13 protein-coding genes are annotated in these 17,230 nt (G+C 69.4%); 8 read left to right on the top strand and 5 right to left on the bottom strand.

The features are described from left to right. The first annotated feature begins 138 nt into the window (after positions 1-138). From ACIBK6_RS07315 to pgi, 8 genes are all read left to right on the top strand, one after another. On the top strand, positions 139-3,087 hold the full coding sequence (locus ACIBK6_RS07315; protein WP_399049569.1) for a M14 family zinc carboxypeptidase: 2,949 nt from the start codon (positions 139-141) through the stop codon (positions 3,085-3,087). 209 nt (positions 3,088-3,296) lie between these two features. Further along, entirely contained in the window at positions 3,297-4,301 is a 1,005-nt protein-coding gene (gene gap / locus ACIBK6_RS07310; RefSeq protein WP_399049567.1) for a type I glyceraldehyde-3-phosphate dehydrogenase, read from the top strand. A 116-nt stretch (positions 4,302-4,417) separates the two neighbouring features. Next, positions 4,418-5,629 (top strand): phosphoglycerate kinase, encoded by a 1,212-nt coding sequence (locus tag ACIBK6_RS07305; protein ID WP_399049565.1) that lies wholly within the window; start codon positions 4,418-4,420, stop codon positions 5,627-5,629. Positions 5,630-5,635: 6 nt separating this feature from the next. Continuing rightward, positions 5,636-6,412, top strand: coding sequence for a triose-phosphate isomerase (tpiA, locus tag ACIBK6_RS07300; protein ID WP_399049563.1), 777 nt, complete (start codon positions 5,636-5,638; stop codon positions 6,410-6,412). Between the two features lie 110 nt (positions 6,413-6,522). After that, complete coding sequence (secG, locus tag ACIBK6_RS07295; RefSeq protein ID WP_399049562.1) at positions 6,523-6,756, top strand: preprotein translocase subunit SecG; 234 nt, start codon at positions 6,523-6,525, stop codon at positions 6,754-6,756. A 113-nt stretch (positions 6,757-6,869) separates the two neighbouring features. Continuing rightward, positions 6,870-7,205: an RNA polymerase-binding protein RbpA gene (locus ACIBK6_RS07290; RefSeq protein WP_003976875.1), complete on the top strand. Its 336-nt coding sequence runs from the start codon at positions 6,870-6,872 to the stop codon at positions 7,203-7,205. 166 nt (positions 7,206-7,371) lie between these two features. Further along, on the top strand, positions 7,372-8,598 hold the full coding sequence (locus tag ACIBK6_RS07285; RefSeq protein ID WP_399049560.1) for an MFS transporter: 1,227 nt from the start codon (positions 7,372-7,374) through the stop codon (positions 8,596-8,598). Between the two features lie 66 nt (positions 8,599-8,664). Beyond that, entirely contained in the window at positions 8,665-10,317 is a 1,653-nt protein-coding gene (gene pgi, locus ACIBK6_RS07280; RefSeq protein WP_399050155.1) for a glucose-6-phosphate isomerase, read from the top strand. 67 nt (positions 10,318-10,384) lie between these two features. Here the strand turns inward: pgi and pgl are convergent, their stop codons facing one another. The 5 genes from pgl to tkt are packed head-to-tail and all read right to left on the bottom strand — an operon-like array spanning position 10,385 to position 16,951. Further along, the gene (gene pgl, locus ACIBK6_RS07275) at positions 10,385-11,167 is read right to left on the bottom strand and encodes a 6-phosphogluconolactonase (protein WP_399049559.1); all 783 of its coding nucleotides are present in this window, start codon (positions 11,165-11,167) and stop codon (positions 10,385-10,387) included. Continuing rightward, entirely contained in the window at positions 11,164-12,186 is a 1,023-nt protein-coding gene (gene opcA / locus ACIBK6_RS07270; RefSeq protein WP_399049558.1) for a glucose-6-phosphate dehydrogenase assembly protein OpcA, read from the bottom strand. Before opcA ends, pgl begins: the two co-directional genes overlap by 4 nt. Then, positions 12,183-13,706, bottom strand: coding sequence for a glucose-6-phosphate dehydrogenase (gene zwf / locus ACIBK6_RS07265; protein ID WP_399049557.1), 1,524 nt, complete (start codon positions 13,704-13,706; stop codon positions 12,183-12,185). The genes opcA and zwf overlap by 4 nt, the downstream gene beginning before the upstream one ends. A gap of 3 nt (positions 13,707-13,709) precedes the next feature. Then, positions 13,710-14,828 carry a transaldolase gene (tal, locus tag ACIBK6_RS07260; protein ID WP_399049556.1) on the bottom strand — a complete coding sequence of 373 codons (1,119 nt, stop codon included), beginning with the start codon at positions 14,826-14,828 and terminating at the stop codon, positions 13,710-13,712. 35 nt (positions 14,829-14,863) lie between these two features. Beyond that, complete coding sequence (gene tkt / locus ACIBK6_RS07255) at positions 14,864-16,951, bottom strand: transketolase (RefSeq protein ID WP_399049554.1); 2,088 nt, start codon at positions 16,949-16,951, stop codon at positions 14,864-14,866. Positions 16,952-17,230: the final 279 nt, after the last annotated feature.

The following is a 17,230-nucleotide window of genomic DNA, read 5'->3' as shown; positions in this document are numbered from 1 at the left end:
ATCCGGCGCCCACTTGGTGGGCGCCGGTTCCGTTTCGGGTACGCGCTGCCGGGAACCGGGGCGGTATTGACATGATCATGAAGAGTCATGAGCCTGGCGTCTGTTCACTTTCGTGGCAGACAACAGCAAGGGGGGCTTATGAGACGCAGAGCGAGAGCGATCCTCGCCGCTGCATCACTCCTGACGGCCGGACTGGTGGCGGCACCGCTCGCCCAGGCCAGTCAGGGCTCGGCCGACGGCGAGTCCATCGTCGTCTGGAACGCCAAGGTCAGCCGCGCCCAACTGCCGCTGCTCCTGGAGGCCGGCGCCGACGCCCAGGAACTGGGCCCCGAGCTGCCCGCCAAGGGCTCGGCCGGCGTCGAGCTGTACCTCACCAAGACGCAGGCCGCCGCGCTGCGGAGCAAGGGCGTCGAGCTCACCGAGCACAAGGTCTCCGCCCAGACCCAGAACCGCCTCAAGGCCGCGGGCGACGGGGTGTTCCGGCCGTACAGCGGCAAGAACGGGCTGAAGCAGGAGATCCTCGACACCGGGAAGGCCAACCCGGAGCTCACCAAGGTCGAGTCGATCGGCAAGACCGTCCAGGGCCAGGACATCCTCGCCGTCAAGCTCACCAAGGGCGCGAAGAAGTCCAAGGACGGCTCGAAGCCCGCCATGCTGTACCTGTCCAACCAGCACGCCCGCGAGTGGATCACCCCGGAAATGACCCGGCGGCTGATGCACTACTACCTCGACAACTACGGCAAGGACCCGCGGATCACCAAGATCGTGGACTCCACCGAGCTGTGGTTCGTGATCTCCGCCAACCCGGACGGCTACGACTTCACGTTCACCCCGGGCCACCGGCTGTGGCGCAAGAACCTCCGCGACAACAACGGCGACGGCAAGATAACCGTCGGCGACGGCGTCGACCCCAACCGCAACTTCCCCTACAAGTGGGGCTACGACAACGAGGGTTCGTCCCCCGATCCGGCGAACGAGACCTACCGCGGCCCGAGCGCGGGCAGCGAGCCCGAGACCAAGGCGCTGGACTCCTTCGAGAAGCGGATCCACTTCAACTACGCCATCAACTACCACTCCGCGGCCGAACTGCTGCTGTACGGAGTGGGCTGGCAGGTCGCCACGCCGACCCCCGACGACGTCATCTACAAGTCGCTCGCGGGCACCCCCGACAAGCCGGCCATCCCCGGCTACCTCTCCGAGGTCTCCTCCGCGCTCTACACCACCAACGGCGAGGCCGACGGCCACGCGGCGAACGTCAACGGCACGATGATGTTCACCCCGGAAATGTCGACCTGCACCACCGCCTCGAACGTGGACCCCAACGACGAGTGGAACGCGGCCGACTGCCCCTCCGACTTCAACTTCCCCGACAGCGAGAAGCTGATCCAGGGCGAGTTCGAGAAGAACATCCCCTTCGCGCTCTCCGTCGCCGAGACCACCGCCCACCCCGACCGGCCCTCCTCCTCGGTCGGCATCGACGCGCCCGACTTCACCCCGGACACCTTCGCCACCTCGTACACGCGTGACGACGACCAGGAAGTGGCCGTCACCGTACGCAAGTCGGTGCGCGACAAGAGGCTCAACTACCGCATCAACGGCGGCCGTACGCGGACCGGGGAGCTGGAGCCCTGGAAGGGCGGCGGGGTCTTCGGCGGGCACGACAACATCCGCTTCGACCAGTACCGCGCCAAGGTCGAGGACGCCAACGCCGGTGACAAGGTCGAGGTCTGGTACACCGGGCGCACCGCCGAGGGCAGACCGACGTCGAGCAAGCCGTTCACGTACACCGTGGCCGACCGGCCAAAGGCGGACACCCTGGTGCTCGCCGACGAGGGCGGCAGCGCCCCGGCGAAGAACGCCGCGCTCTACACCAAGGCGCTCGCCGACAACGGCAAGAAGGCCGCCGTCTGGGACGTCGCCACCCAGGGCACCCCGAGCGCGCTCGGCGTGCTCAGCCACTTCAAGAACGTCGTCTGGTACACCGGAAGCCACCAGCCCACGGCCGCCACCACCTTCGCCGTACGCGACTTCGTCAACGAGGGCGGCAAGCTCCTCGACGCGGGCGAGCAGGCGGGCGGCAGCGTCGACCTCGGCGGCGGCAACCTGTCCGACGACTTCTCGCAGTACTACCTCGGCGCCTACAACAAGGCCGGGATCAAGGCCCCGCCGGCCTTCGCGGGAACCGGACGGCTCGCGGGCGCGAAGGCCTCGCTGGCTTCCGCACCCGGCAGCCCGCTGACCGCGGCCGGTACGTACACCGTCACGTCCGACACGCTCAATCCGCGGCAGTTCCCGCAGTTCAAGAGCGTCGCCGCCGGTGACTACCCCGGTGTCCGCACCCCGTTCGAGCCCGCCGAGGGCTCCTGGTTCGCCGCGGCGAAGCACCAGGACAACGCCTATATGAGGCTGGCCCGCACCGTCGACCTGGCGCAGACGGCCGCAGCCGCCAAGCCGAGCCTCGACTTCCAGCTCAGCTACGACACCGAACCCGGCTACGACCAGGTCGTCATCGAGGCCCACACCGTCGGCCAGGACGACTGGACGACCCTGCCGGACGCCAACGGGGGCAGCACCACCAGCGTCCCCAGCCAGTGCGAACAGGGCTTCCTGCTCCAGTCGCACCCCTTCCTCAAGCACTACCTCACGCTCGGCTCGCCCGCCTGCAAGGCGACCGGCAGCACCGGCGGCTGGAACCGTTTCACCGGCTCCTCCAACGGCTGGCAGCAGGTCTCCGTCGACCTCAGCGCCTATGCGGGCAAGCAGGTCGAAGTCGCCGTCTCCTATGTCTCCGACTCGGGCACCGGAGGCCTCGGCGCCTTCGTCGACGACACCAGGCTCGTCGTCGGCGGCACCCCGCAGGGAGCCGAGGGCTTCGAGACCTCGCTCGGCCCCTGGAGCGTGCCGGGACCGCCGGCCGGCAGCCCCGGCAACAGCGGCGACTGGGCCCGCTCCCAGGCGCTGTTCCACTCCTCGGCGGCGATCACCACGCGCAGCACCGTCCTCCTCGGCTTCGGCCTGGAGAACGTGCCCGCGGCCGCCGACCGCAAGCAGGTCATCGCCAAGGCGCTCAGCGCACTGCACCGCTGACGCCGCGTAATGGGGCCGAAAGTCCCTAGAGGCCCGTACCCGCAAGTAGGTACGGGCCTCCGGGCCGCTCCGGACCCCATTTCGGAACCATCCGGACGCGCTCGATGTCACCCCGGCGTCCCCGGGGAGGTAGGGTCGTAAGCGGTCGGGGACATCCCATACAACTCGCCGGCGTCGAAACCCGGCGTACCTAACGAGGAGATCGGTTCGTGACGATCCGCGTAGGCATCAACGGCTTTGGCCGCATCGGGCGCAACTACTTCCGCGCGCTGCTGGAGCAGGGTGCTGACATCGAGATCGTGGCTGTCAACGACCTGGGTGACACCGCGACCACCGCTCATCTGCTGAAGTACGACACCATTCTGGGTCGTCTCAAGGCCGAGGTCACGCACACCGCCGACACCATCACGGTCGACGGCCACACCATCAAGGTGCTCTCCGAGCGCAACCCGGCCGACATCCCCTGGGGTCAGCTGGGCGTCGACATCGTCATCGAGTCGACCGGCATCTTCACCAAGAAGGCCGACGCCGAGAAGCACATCGCCGGCGGCGCGAAGAAGGTCCTCATCTCGGCTCCGGCCAAGGACGAGGACATCACCATCGTGATGGGCGTCAACCAGGACAAGTACGACGCGGCCAACCACCACGTCATCTCCAACGCCTCCTGCACCACCAACTGCGTGGCGCCGATGGCCAAGGTGCTCGACGAGAGCTTCGGCATCGTCAAGGGCTTCATGACGACGGTCCACGCGTACACCAACGACCAGCGGATCCTGGACTTCCCGCACTCGGACCTGCGCCGCGCGCGGGCCGCCGCCGAGAACATCATCCCGACCACGACCGGCGCCGCGAAGGCCACCGCTCTGGTCCTCCCGCAGCTCAAGGGCAAGCTCGACGGCATGGCCATGCGCGTCCCGGTCCCCACCGGCTCCATCACCGACCTGGTGATCGAGCTGACCCGCGAGGTCACCAAGGACGAGGTCAACGCCGCTTTCCAGAAGGCCGCGGAAGGCGAGCTGAAGGGCATCCTCTACTACACCGAGGACCCGATCGTCTCCTCCGACATCGTCAGCGAGCCGGCGTCGTGCACCTTCGACTCCCAGCTGACGATGGTCGACGCCAAGACCGTCAAGGTCCTGGGCTGGTACGACAACGAGTGGGGCTACTCCAACCGCCTCGTCGACCTGACCGTCTTCGTCGGCGGCCAGCTCTGACACGGTCCGGTAGGCACCTGATGTGAGCTACAGGGCTCGGGCAGCGCAACGAAGCGCTGTACGGGCCCTGTCGCCTGTCCAGACCCCCCGTCACGTACCTCCAAGGAGTCCCCGTAATGAAGACGATCGACGAACTTCTCGCCGAAGGGGTCGCGGGCAAGCGGGTATTCGTCCGCGCCGACCTCAACGTGCCGCTGGCAGACGGCCTCATCACCGACGACGGCCGCATCCGCGCCGTGCTGCCCACCGTCAAGGCGCTCGTCGCCGCCGACGCCAAGGTCGTCGTGGCCTCCCACCTCGGCCGCCCCAAGGGCGCCCCGGACCCGCAGTTCTCGCTGCTGCCCGCCGCCGAGCGGCTCGCCGAACTCCTCGGCGCGCCGGTCGCGTTCGCGCAGGACACGGTCGGCCCCGCCGCCCACGACGCGGTCAACGGGCTCCAGCCCGGCCAGGTCGCGGTCATCGAGAACCTGCGTTTCAACGCCGGTGAGACGGCCAAGGACGACACCGAGCGCAGCGAGTTCGCCGACCAGCTCGCCGCCCTCGCCGATGTGTACGTGGGTGACGGCTTCGGCGCCGTACACCGCAGGCACGCCTCGGTCTTCGACCTCCCGGCGCGCCTTCCGCACTACGCGGGATACCTCATCGCCACCGAGGTCGGCGTCCTCAAGAAGCTCACCGAGGACGTCAAGCGCCCCTACACCGTGGTCCTCGGCGGCGCCAAGGTCTCCGACAAGCTCGCCGTCATCGACGAACTGCTCGGCAAGGCCGACCGCCTGCTCATCGGCGGCGGCATGGCGTACACCTTCCTGAAGGCCAAGGGGTACGAGGTCGGCATCTCCCTCCTTCAGGAGGACCAGATCCCGGTCGTCAAGGAGTACATGAAGCGCGCCGAGGAGACCGGCGTCGAGCTGGTGCTCCCGGTCGACGTGCTGGTCTCCAAGGACTTCCCCGACCTGAAGACCAAGGCCCCGGCCGACTTCGACACCGTCGAGGCGGACAAGATCCCCGCGGAGAAGGAGGGCCTGGACATCGGCCCCAGGTCCCGCGAGCTGTTCGCCTCGAAGATCACCGACGCCGAGACCGTCTTCTGGAACGGCCCGGTCGGCGTCGCCGAGCACCCCGACTACGCCGGTGGCACCACCGCCATCGCGCAGGCCCTGCTCGACAGCAAGGGCTTCACCGTCGTCGGCGGCGGCGACTCCGCCGCGGCCGTCCGCAACCTGGGCTTCGACGAGTCGAAGTTCGGCCACATCTCGACCGGTGGCGGCGCCAGCCTCGAATACCTCGAGGGCAAGACGCTTCCCGGCCTCGCCGCACTGGAGGACTGAACACCTGTGAGCACCCGTACCCCGCTGATGGCGGGCAACTGGAAGATGAACCTCAACCACCTCGAGGCCATCGCGCACGTCCAGAAGCTCGCCTTCGCGCTCGCCGACAAGGACTACGAGGCCGTCGAGGTCGCGGTCCTGCCGCCCTTCGTCGACCTGCGTTCCGTGCAGACCCTCGTCGACGGCGACAAGCTCAAGATCAAGTACGGCGCCCAGGACATCTCGGCGCACGACTCCGGTGCCTACACCGGCGAGATCTCGGGCCCGATGCTGTCCAAGCTGAAGTGCACCTACGTCGCCGTCGGCCACTCCGAGCGCCGCCAGTACCACGCGGAGAGCGACGAGATCTGCAACGCCAAGGTGAAGGCCGCCTACCAGCACGGCCTGACCCCGATCCTCTGCATCGGCGAGGGCCTGGACATCCGCAAGTCCGGCCAGCAGGTCCAGTACACGCTGGCCCAGCTCGACGGCGGCCTCAAGGACATCCCGGCCGAGCAGGCCGAGTCCATCGTGATCGCGTACGAGCCGGTGTGGGCCATCGGCACCGGCGAGGTCGCCACCCCGGAGGACGCCCAGGAAGTCTGCGGTGCGATCCGCGGCCGCCTCGCCGAGCTGTACTCGCAGGAGCTCGCCGACAAGGTGCGCATCCAGTACGGCGGCTCGGTGAAGTCCGGGAACGTCGCCGCGATCATGGCGCAGCCCGATGTGGACGGCGCCCTGGTGGGCGGCGCGGCGCTGGACGCCGACGAGTTCGTCAAGATCGTCCGCTTCCGCGACCAGTAAGTATGCGGTAGCGCGGATCCGTCGTACCCTTGCGGGGGCCGGTGGGGTGTTGTGGAGCACGACGCCGCCGGCCCCCCTCGTCATATCAGTCCTAGGAAGTTGGTCCAGCCGTGATTGTCGGGTTCTCGATTGCCCTGATCGTCTTCAGCCTGCTGCTGATGCTGCTGGTGCTGATGCACAAGGGAAAGGGCGGCGGCCTCTCCGACATGTTCGGCGGTGGCATGCAGTCCTCCGTCGGCGGCTCGTCGGTCGCCGAGCGCAACCTCGACCGGATCACCGTCGTGATCGGTCTGTTGTGGTTCGTGTGCATTGTCGTACTTGGTCTGCTGATGAAGCTCAAGTAAGCCGTCGTCGTTCGGCGTTTCGGGGGTGGGGTGTAACTCCAATCACTGGACGCGCGTTGGGCCTTACGTAGACTGGGGCATCTTCGAGCACCATCACGCAGGGAGTTACGACCGTGGCAAGTGGCAACGCGATCCGGGGAAGCCGGGTCGGAGCGGGGCCGATGGGGGAGGCCGAGCGGGGCGAATCCGCGCCGCGCCTCCGCATCTCCTTCTGGTGCTCGAACGGGCACGAGACGCAGCCGAGCTTCGCCAGTGACGCACAGGTTCCGGAGACGTGGGACTGCCCGCGCTGCGGATTCCCCGCAGGACAGGACCGGGACAACCCGCCGGACCCGCCGCGCACCGAGCCGTACAAGACCCACCTCGCGTACGTACGGGAACGGCGCAGCGACGCGGACGGCGAGGCGATCCTCGCGGAGGCGCTCGCCAAGCTCCGGGGCGAGATCTGACAGTTGAAGGGCCCAATGGGTGAACTCGGTTCGCCTGCGGGGCCCTTCGGTGCATCCGGGCCCCTCCGGCGCGCGCGATCCTGGCCCGAAGGATGAAAGCGCAGGTCACAGCCGATTGTCAGTGGTGCCCTCTACCTTGTGAAGCAGCCGATCACGAGGGGGAGTTGTGGCAGCAGTGCAGGCCGCGGAGAACACGGCTGCGGCGACGGCGCCGGCCTGGCGCGGGGGATTCGGAAGGCTGTGGACGGCCGCCGTCGTCAGCCGTCTCGGTGACGCGCTGCGCACGGCCGCGCTGCCGCTCCTCGCCACCACGCTCACCGCCGATCCGTTCCCCGTCGTGCTCGTCACGGCCTGCGGCTATCTGCCGTGGCTGCTGTTCGGACTGCTCGGCGGGGCGATCGCCGACCGGGTGGACCAGCGCCGCGCCATGTGGGCCGTCGATCTGGTCCGGGGCGCCCTGGTCGCCGCCTTCGCGCTGGCCGTCGCCCTGGGGCACGCCTCGATAGCCCTGCTGATCGTGCTGGCCTTCGCGCTCACCACCCTCCAGACCCTCTTCGACAACGCGGCGACCGCTCTGCTGCCCTCGCTGGTGCCCCGCGGGGCGCTGGCCGGCGCGAACGCCCGGGTGATGACCGGGCAGCAGATCGCGGGCGGCTTCCTGGCCGCCCCGCTGGTGCCGGCGCTCCTCGCGGTCGGAGCCGCGGCGCCGTACGGGGTGGACGCGGTCAGCTATGTGCTCGCCGCGGCACTCGTCGCCTCGCTGCGGCCCGAGGCGCCCCAGCGGGCGGAGCGGAAGCCCGGGTCCACCCTGCGCGGGGAGATGGCCGAAGGGCTGCGGGAGCTTTGGGGCGACCGGGTGCTGCGCGGACTGTGCGCCGCCACCACCGTGTGCAACATCGGCATGGGCGCCCTCATCGCCACCCTGGTGCTGCACGTCACCGGCTGGCTGCACGCCGGGCACGGCGGCTACGCCGCGGCCATCACGGCGTACGGAGCCGGCAGCGTGACCGGCGGGCTGCTCGCCAAACGGCTCGCCCAGCGGGCCGGGCGAATACGGAGCGTGCTCATCGCCGGGATCGTCCAGACCGGCTGCCTGGCCGCCATGGGCACGGTCCGTGAGCTGTGGGTGGCGGTCGCCGCCCTGGCGCTGTTCGGGCTCATGGGGATGGTGTGGAACGTGAACCAGACGACACTGATGCAGGAGCGCGCGCCGGAGGCCATGCTGGGACGGGTGAGCGCGGCGTTCCGGACGCTCGCCGTCGCGGGTGCCCCGCTCGGCGCGCTGGCCGGCGGCGTGGCCGCGGCGTCCTGGGGCCTCAACACACCGGCCCTGCTCGCGTCCGGCTTGTTCGTGGTCGCCGTGGGCGTTCTGATTCCTGCCCTCCCCGCCTGATCAATTAGGTTGGAGAGGCAGCGGGGCAGGTACGCACGTACGAGAAGAAGTGGGCTGATGCCGCAGATGAACGCAGGTAGCCGTACCAGGCTCAACCAGATGCCCGAGTGGATCGCACTGGGCAAGCACCGGGAGCAGTTGGGCGACACCCATCTGCGTGAGCTGTTCGCCGCCGAACCCGGTCGCGGCACCGGATACACCCTGCAGGTCGGCGATCTCTACCTCGACTACTCCAAGCATCTCGTGACCGACGAGACCCTCGGGCTGCTGCGCGAGCTGGCCGCGGCCGCCGATGTCGCCGGGCTGCGGGACGCCATGTTCCGCGGCGAGAAGATCAACACCACCGAGGACCGCGCCGTCCTGCACACCGCGCTGCGTGCCCCGCGCGACGCGGTGATCGAGGTCGACGGCGAGAACGTCGTGCCGGGCGTGCACGCCGTGCTCGACAAGATGGGCTCCTTCTCCGAGCGGATCCGCTCGGGCGAGTGGACCGGCCACACCGGTCGGCGCATCAAGAACGTCGTCAACATCGGCATCGGCGGCTCCGACCTCGGCCCCGCGATGGCGTACGAGGTCCTGAAGTCCTTCGCCGACCGGGAGTTGACGGTCCGGTTCGTGTCCAACGTCGACGGCGCCGACCTCCACGAGGCCGTCCGCGACCTGGACGCCGCCGAGACGCTGTTCGTCATCGCGTCCAAGACCTTCACCACCATCGAGACCATCACCAACGCCACCTCGGCGCGCGACTGGCTGCTGACCGAGCTGAAGGCCGGTCAGGAGGCCGTCGCCAAGCACTTCGTGGCGCTGTCGACCAACGCCGAGAAGGTCGCGGCGTTCGGCATCGACACGGACAACATGTTCGGGTTCTGGGACTGGGTCGGCGGCCGCTACTCCTTCGACTCGGCCATCGGCCTCTCCCTGATGATCGCCGTCGGGCCGGACCGGTTCAGCGAGATGCTCGACGGCTTCCACCTGGTCGACGAGCACTTCCGCACCGCGCCCGCGGAGTCCAACGCGCCTTTGTTGCTCGGCCTGTTGGGGGTCTGGTACGGCGCGTTCCACGATGCCCAGTCGCATGCGGTGCTCCCGTACAGCCACTACCTGTCCAAGTTCACCGCGTACCTCCAGCAGCTGGACATGGAGTCCAACGGCAAGTCCGTGGACCGCGACGGCAACCCGGTCGACTGGCAGACCGGACCGGTGGTGTGGGGCACCCCGGGCACCAACGGGCAGCACGCCTACTACCAGTTGATTCACCAGGGTACGAAGGTCATCCCGGCCGACTTCATCGGTTTCGCCGAGCCGGTCGCGGACCTGCTGCCGGGCCTGGTGGCCCAGCACGACCTCCTGATGGCCAACTTCTTCGCCCAGACGCAGGCGCTGGCCTTCGGCAAGACGCCGGACGAGGTGCGGGCCGAGGGCGTGGCCGAGGAGCTCGTGCCGCACAAGACGTTCAAGGGCAACCACCCCACCACCACGATCCTCGCCAAGGAGCTGACCCCCTCGGTCCTCGGCCAGCTGATCGCGCTGTACGAGCACAAGGTGTTCGTCCAGGGCGCCATCTGGAACATCGACTCCTTCGACCAGTGGGGCGTCGAGCTCGGCAAGGTCCTCGCCAAGCGCGTCGAGCCCGCCCTGACCGAGGGCGCGGACGTGCCGGGTCTCGACGTGTCCAGCAAGGCCCTGGTCGCCAAGTACCGCTCGCTGCGGGGGCGTTGAGGTAAAACGCCCCGGCCCGGTCCACCCCGTGCGGGGTGAACCGGGCCGGTTCCCAAGGCGGTCGGCGTCAGGCGGACGCCGGGGGGTACAGCGTTCTCGGGAGTTGCGAAGCGGCTGCCGAGTCCAGCAGCCACAGGGTGCGGGCACGGCCGTAGGCGCCTGCCGCCGGGGCCTGGATCTCGCCCGCGCCCGACAGGGCTATCGCCGCGGCATGCGCCTTGTCCTCGCCCGCCGCGAGCAGCCACACCTCACGGGCCGCCCGGATCGCCGGGAGGGTCAGCGAGATCCGGGTGGGCGGCGGCTTCGGGGCGCCGTGCACCCCGACGACCGTCCGCTCGGTCTCCCGCACCGCCGGCAACTCCGGGAAGAGGGAGGCCACATGGGTGTCCGGGCCGACGCCGAGGAGCAGGACGTCGAACGTCGGCACCGGCCCGTGGTCCTCGGGGCCCGAGGCGGCCGCGAGCTCCGCCGCGTAGGCGGCCGCCGCCGCATCGGCGTCACCGCCGTACGCTCCGCCCGAGGCCGGCATCGCGTGCACCCGCTTCGGGTCCAGCGGCACCGCGTCGAGCAGCGCCGCACGGGCCTGCGTGACGTTGCGCTCCGGGTCGCCCTCCGGCAGGAAGCGCTCGTCGCCCCACCACAGGTCAAGCCGCGACCAGTCGATCGCGTCCCGGGCCGGTGAGGAGGCCAGCGCCGCGAGGAGGCCGTTGCCGTTGCGGCCGCCCGTGAGGACCACGGACGCCGAGCCGCGGGCGGCCTGGGCGTCCACGATCTTCGTGATCAGCCGGGCCGCCGCGGCCTGGACCATCAGCTCCTTGTCGTGGTGGACGACGAGCTGCGGCGTGCTCACTTGGCCGCTGCCTTCTTGACCGGAGCGGCCTTCTTCGCCGGGACCGGCTTGGCGTCCGCCTCCGCGGCGGCCGGTACGGACTTGGGGTCAGCGGCCTCGCCGAGCCGGTCGACGCCGTACTTCAGCGCGGACGCGTAGGTGTCGTCCGGGTCGAGGCGGCGCAGTTCCTCCGCGATGAGCTCGGAGGTCTCGCGGCGCTTCAGCGCCACCGCGCGGTCCGGCTGGCCCTGCACGGAGAGCGTGGCGAGAGAGCCGTCGGCGCGGTCCAGGACGATCGGCCCGCCGTCCGTCTCCAGGCGTACGGCGGTGAGGCCGGGGCCCGACGACAGGGAGCGCTTGACCGGCACGCTCAGCCGGTCCGCGAGCCACATGCCGAGCAGTTCGCAGCTCGGGTTGAACTCCTCGCCCTCCACCTCGACGGCCGTCACCTTGCAGGCGATCTGGTCGAGTGCCGCGGCCAGCATCGAACGCCACGGCGTGATGCGGGTCCACGACAGGTCGGTGTCGCCGGGGGTGTACGCCTCGGCGCGGGCGGTCAGCTCCTGGATGGGCTGCTCGGCCGCGTACGTGTCGGTCACCCGGCGCTGGGCGAGGGCGCCCAGCGGGTCCTTCGCCGGGTCGACCGGCGCGCTCACCGGCCACCAGACGACGACCGGCGCGTCCGGCAGGAGCAGCGGCAGGACCACCGACTGGGCGTGGTTGAGCACCTCGCCGTACAGCCGGAGGACCACCGTCTCGCCGGTGCCCGCGTCCGCGCCGACCCGCACCTCGGCATCGAGCCGGGAGGTGGTGCGGTCGCGGGGCGAGCGCGAGACGCGCTTGATGACGACGAGGGTGCGCGAGGGGTGCTCGCGCGAGGCGTCGCTCGCCGCTCGCAGGGCGTCGTAGGCGTTCTCCTCGTCGGTGACGATGACGAGGGTGAGCACCATGCCGACGGCGGGGGTGCCGATCGCCCGGCGGCCCTGCACGAGCGCCTTGTTGATCTTGCTGGCCGTGGTGTCCGTAAGGTCGATCTTCATGGCCGACGCCAGCTCCGTCCGTCTCGTGCGAGCATTTCGTCCGCCTCGGCCGGTCCCCAGGTCCCGGAGGGGTACTGGGCGGGCTTGCCGTTCTTGTCCCAGTACTGCTCGATCGGGTCGAGGATCTTCCAGGACAGCTCGACCTCCTCCACGCGCGGGAAGAGGTTGGAGTCGCCCAACAGGACGTCCAGGATGAGGCGTTCGTAGGCCTCGGGGCTCGACTCCGTGAAGGACTCGCCGTACGCGAAGTCCATGGAGACGTCCCTGACCTCCATCGAGGTGCCCGGCACCTTGGAGCCGAACCGCACGGTCACGCCCTCGTCCGGCTGCACCCGGATGACCAGGGCGTTCTGGCCCAGCTCCTCCGTGGCGGTGTGGTCGAAGGGGGAGTGCGGGGCGCGCTGGAAGACCACCGCGATCTCCGTGACCCGGCGGCCGAGCCGCTTGCCGGTGCGCAGGTAGAACGGGACGCCCGCCCAGCGGCGGTTGTCGATCTCCAGCTTGACCGCGGCGTAGGTGTCGGTCTTCGACTTCGGGTCGATGCCGTCTTCCTGGAGGTAGCCGACGGCCTTCTCGCCGCCCTGCCACCCGGCCGCGTACTGGGCGCGAACGGTGTCCTTGCCGAGGTCCTTGGGCAGCCGTACCGCGCCGAGCACCTTGGTCTTCTCCGCCGCGAGCGCGTCCGCGTCGAAGGAGGCGGGCTCCTCCATCGCGGTCAGCGCCATCAGCTGGAGCAGGTGGTTCTGGATGACGTCACGGGCCGCGCCGATGCCGTCGTAGTAGCCGGCCCGGCCGCCGATGCCGATGTCCTCGGCCATCGTGATCTGCACGTGGTCGACGTAGGAGCGGTTCCACAGCGGCTCGAACATGGTGTTCGCGAACCGCAGGGCCAGGATGTTCTGAACGGTCTCCTTGCCCAGGTAGTGGTCGATCCGGAAGACCTCGTTGGGCGGGAAGACCTCGTGCACGACCTGGTTGAGCTCCTTGGCGGAGACCAGGTCGTGGCCGAACGGCTTCTCGATGACGGCGCGGCGCCAGGAGCCGTTCTTCTGGTCGGCCAGACCGTGCTTCTTGAGCTGCTGGACGACCTTGGGGAAGAACTTCGGCGGCACCGACAGGTAGAAGGCGAAGTTGCCGCCCGTGCCCTGCGCCTTGTCGAGCTCCTGGATGGTCGACTTCAGCATCTCGAAGGCGTCGTCATCGTCGAAGTCGCCCTGGACGAAACGCATCCCCTGGATGAGCTGCTGCCAGACCTCCTCGCGGAACGGCGTACGGGCGTGCGCCTTGACCGCGTCGTGGACCTCCTGCGCGAAGTCCTCGTCCTGCCACTCGCGGCGGGCGAAACCGATCAGGGAAAAGCCCGGCGGCAGCAGACCCCGGTTGGCGAGGTCATAGACGGCGGGCATCAACTTTTTACGGGACAAATCGCCCGTGACGCCGAAGATCACCAGGCCCGACGGCCCCGCGATACGCGGGAGCCGTCGGTCTGCGGCGTCACGCAGCGGATTGCTGCTTGACAAGGTTTACGCCTCCGCGGGTGCGAGGCGCTTGAGCTCCGCCTCGGTGGACTTGAGCAGGTCGTTCCAGGCGGACTCGAACTTCTCGACGCCCTCGTCCTCAAGCAGCTGCACGACCTCGTCGTAGGAGATCCCCAGCTTCTCGACGGCGGCGAGCTCGGCGCGGGACTGCTCGTACGTGCCGGTCACCGTGTCGCCGGTGATCTGCCCGTGGTCGGCGGTCGCCTCCAGGGTGGCCTCCGGCATGGTGTTCACCGTGTTCGGAGCCACCAGGTCGTCGACGTACAGGGTGTCCTTGTACGCCTTGTCCTTGACGCCGGTGGACGCCCACAGCGGGCGCTGCTTGTTGGCGTGCGCCTTGTCCAGGGCGTTCCAGCGGTCCGAGGAGAAGACCTCCTCGTACGCCTCGTAGGCGAGCCGGGCGTTGGCGAGACCGGCCTTGCCGCGGGCGGCCTTGGCCTCGTCGGTGCCGAGCGCGTCGATCCGCTTGTCGATCTCGGTGTCCACGCGGGACACGAAGAAGGACGCCACGGAGTGGATCTTCGAGAGGTCCAGGCCGCGCTCCCTGGCCTTCTCCAGACCGGCCAGGTAGGCGTCCATGACCTCGCGGTAGCGCTTGAGCGAGAAGATCAGCGTGACGTTGACGCTGATACCGAGACCGATGGTCTCGGTGATCGCCGGCAGACCCGCCTTGGTGGCCGGGATCTTGATGAGCGTGTTCGGCCGGTCCACCAGCCAGGCCAGCTGCTTGGCCTCGGCGACCGTGGCGCGGGTGTTGTGCGCCAGGCGCGGGTCGACCTCGATGGAGACCCGGCCGTCCTGGCCCTCCGTCGCATCGAAGACCGGGCGCAGGATGTCGGCGGCGTCCCTCACGTCAGCCGTCGTGATCATGCGGATGGCTTCTTCGACGGTGACCTTGCGGGCGGCGAGGTCGGCGAGCTGCTGCTCGTAACCGTCACCGGACGAGATCGCCTTCTGGAAGATCGACGGGTTGGTCGTGACGCCCACCACGTGCGACTGGTCGATCAGCTCGGCCAGGTTGCCGGACGTGATCCGCTTGCGCGACAGGTCGTCGAGCCAGATCGCGACGCCTTCGTCGGAGAGGCGCTTGAGTGCGTCTGTCATGAGAATTGCATCTCCTACTAGTTCGTATACCGGCGTCAGCGCGCAGCGGCTTCGAGAGATTCCCGGGCCGCGGCGGCCACGTGGTCGGCAGTGAAGCCGAACTCCTGGAAGAGGACCTTGCCGTCGGCCGAAGCGCCGAAGTGCTCCAGCGACACGATCCGGCCGGCGTCGCCCACGTAGCGGTGCCAGGTCAGACCGATACCGGCCTCGACCGCGACCCGCGCCTTGACCGACGGCGGCAGGACGCTGTCCTTGTACGCCTGGTCCTGCTCCTCGAACCACTCGACGGACGGCATCGAGACCACCCGGGTCGGAATGCCGGCGGCCTGCAGCTGCTCGCGCGCGCCGACGGCGAGCTGGACCTCGGAGCCGGTGCCGATGAGCACGACCCGAGCCTCGCCGCCTTCGGCCTCGAAGAGCACGTAACCGCCCTTGGCGGCGCCCTCGTTGGCCTCGTACGTCGGCACGCCCTGGCGGGTCAGCACGAGGCCGTGCGGGGCCCCCTTGCCGAACACCTTGGTGTAGCGCTTGAGGATCTCGCGCCAGGCGATGGCCGTCTCGTTGGCGTCCGCGGGGCGGACCACGTTGAGGCCGGGGATCGCGCGCAGCGCGGCCAGGTGCTCGACCGGCTGGTGGGTGGGGCCGTCCTCGCCCAGACCGATGGAGTCGTGCGTCCACACGTACGTCACCGGCAGGTGCATCAGCGCGGACAGGCGTACGGCGTTGCGCATGTAGTCGGAGAACACCAGGAAGGTGCCGCCGTAGATGCGGGTGTGGCCGTGCAGCGCGATGCCGTTCATCTCCGCGGCCATGGAGTGCTCGCGGATGCCGAAGTGCACCGTGCGGCCGTACGGGTCGGCCTCCGGCAGCGGGTTGTCGGCCGGCAGGAACGACGAGTTCTTGTCGATCGTCGTGTTGTTGGAACCCGCGAGGTCGGCCGAGCCGCCCCACAGCTCCGGGATGACCGGGCCGAGCGCCGCCAAGACCTTGCCCGAGGCGGCACGCGTGGCGACGCCCTTGCCGGTCTCGAAGACCGGAAGGTGGGACTCCCAGCCCTCGGGCAGCTCGCCCGCGTTGATGCGGTCGAACCGGTCGGCGCGCTCCGGGTTGGCGGTGCGCCACGCGGCGAAGGACTTCTCCCACTCGGCCTTGGCCTCCCGGCCGCGGTCGAGCGCCTCGCGGGTGTGCGCGAGAACCTCGTCGCTCACCTGGAAGGACTTCTCCGGGTCGAAGCCGAGGACGCGCTTGGTGGCGGCCACCTCGTCGGCGCCGAGCGCCGAGCCGTGCGCGGCCTCGGTGTTCTGGGCGTGCGGCGCGGGCCAGGCGATGATCGAGCGCATCGCGATGAACGACGGCTTGTCGGTCACCGCCTTCGCGGCCTCGATCGCGTTGTACAGCGCCTCGGGGTCCAGGTCGCCGTCCGGCTTGGGCGCCACGCGCTGGACGTGCCAGCCGTACGCCTCGTACCGCTTCATGGTGTCCTCGGAGACCGCGGTCTCCGTGTCACCCTCGATCGAGATGTGGTTGTCGTCCCACAAAAGGACCAGGTTGCCGAGCTTCTGGTGGCCGGCCAGCGAGGACGCCTCGGCGGAGATGCCCTCCTGGAGGCAGCCGTCGCCGGCGACCGCGTACACGAAGTGGTCGAACGGGGAGGTGCCGATGACGGCCTCCGGGTCGAACAGGCCGCGCTCGTAGCGGGCGGCCATGGCCATGCCCACGGCGTTGGCGACACCCTGGCCCAGCGGGCCGGTCGTCGTCTCGACACCGGTGGTGTGGCCGTACTCCGGGTGCCCGGGGGTCCTGGAACCCCAGGTCCGGAACGACTCCAGGTCCTCCAGCTCCAGGCCGAAACCGGCCAGGTACAGCTGGACGTAGAGGGTCAGGGACGAGTGGCCCGCGGAGAGCACGAACCGGTCGCGCCCGACCCAGTCGGCGTCCGCCGGGTCGTGCCGCATCACCTTCTGGAAGAGGGTGTACGCGGCCGGGGACAGGCTCATCGCCGTACCGGGATGGCCGTTGCCGACCTTCTGTACAGCATCCGCTGCCAGTACGCGGCCGGTGTCAACGGCCCGCTGGTCCAGCTCGGTCCACTCGAGGTCTGTGGTGGTCGGCTTGGTGCTCACCCTGAGTCAGGGCTCCTCTCCACATGTCGAATCCCGGTGACTGAGGGCGCACCGGGCGCTGTCGAGCCTACCCCTGCCGGAACGCTCACTTTTTCGACTGTCTGCCCGTTGGGACAGACACCTCCAGCGTGCCGGGGGGCGGCGGAATTCGCCTCCTGGCGAGATGCCCCCAACACGACCCCACCCCCGGGGATGGCGGCGTATGGGCAACGTCTACAGTGGCGTGGTACGCGCAAGTCTTTACCGGGCCTTCACGTCCGGTGAACGTCCGGGATCACC

Origin of the sequence: Streptomyces sp. NPDC050485 (genome assembly GCF_044458185.1) — a bacterium.
GTDB lineage: Bacteria > Actinomycetota > Actinomycetes > Streptomycetales > Streptomycetaceae > Streptomyces.
Note: the sequence above shows the minus strand (reverse complement) of the source record. Positions and strands in the feature narration are given on the sequence as shown.

What these genes read in the sequence shown, in the direction of transcription:
- pgi (WP_399050155.1), top strand. Translation starts at nt 8,665, where the DNA reads ATGAACGCAGGTAGCCGTACCAGGCTCAACCAGATGCCCGAGTGGATC.
- opcA (WP_399049558.1), bottom strand. Translation starts at nt 12,186, where the DNA reads ATGAAGATCGACCTTACGGACACCACGGCCAGCAAGATCAACAAGGCG.
- tal (WP_399049556.1), bottom strand. Translation starts at nt 14,828, where the DNA reads ATGACAGACGCACTCAAGCGCCTCTCCGACGAAGGCGTCGCGATCTGG.
- ACIBK6_RS07305 (WP_399049565.1), top strand. Translation starts at nt 4,418, where the DNA reads ATGAAGACGATCGACGAACTTCTCGCCGAAGGGGTCGCGGGCAAGCGG.
- ACIBK6_RS07315 (WP_399049569.1), top strand. Translation starts at nt 139, where the DNA reads ATGAGACGCAGAGCGAGAGCGATCCTCGCCGCTGCATCACTCCTGACG.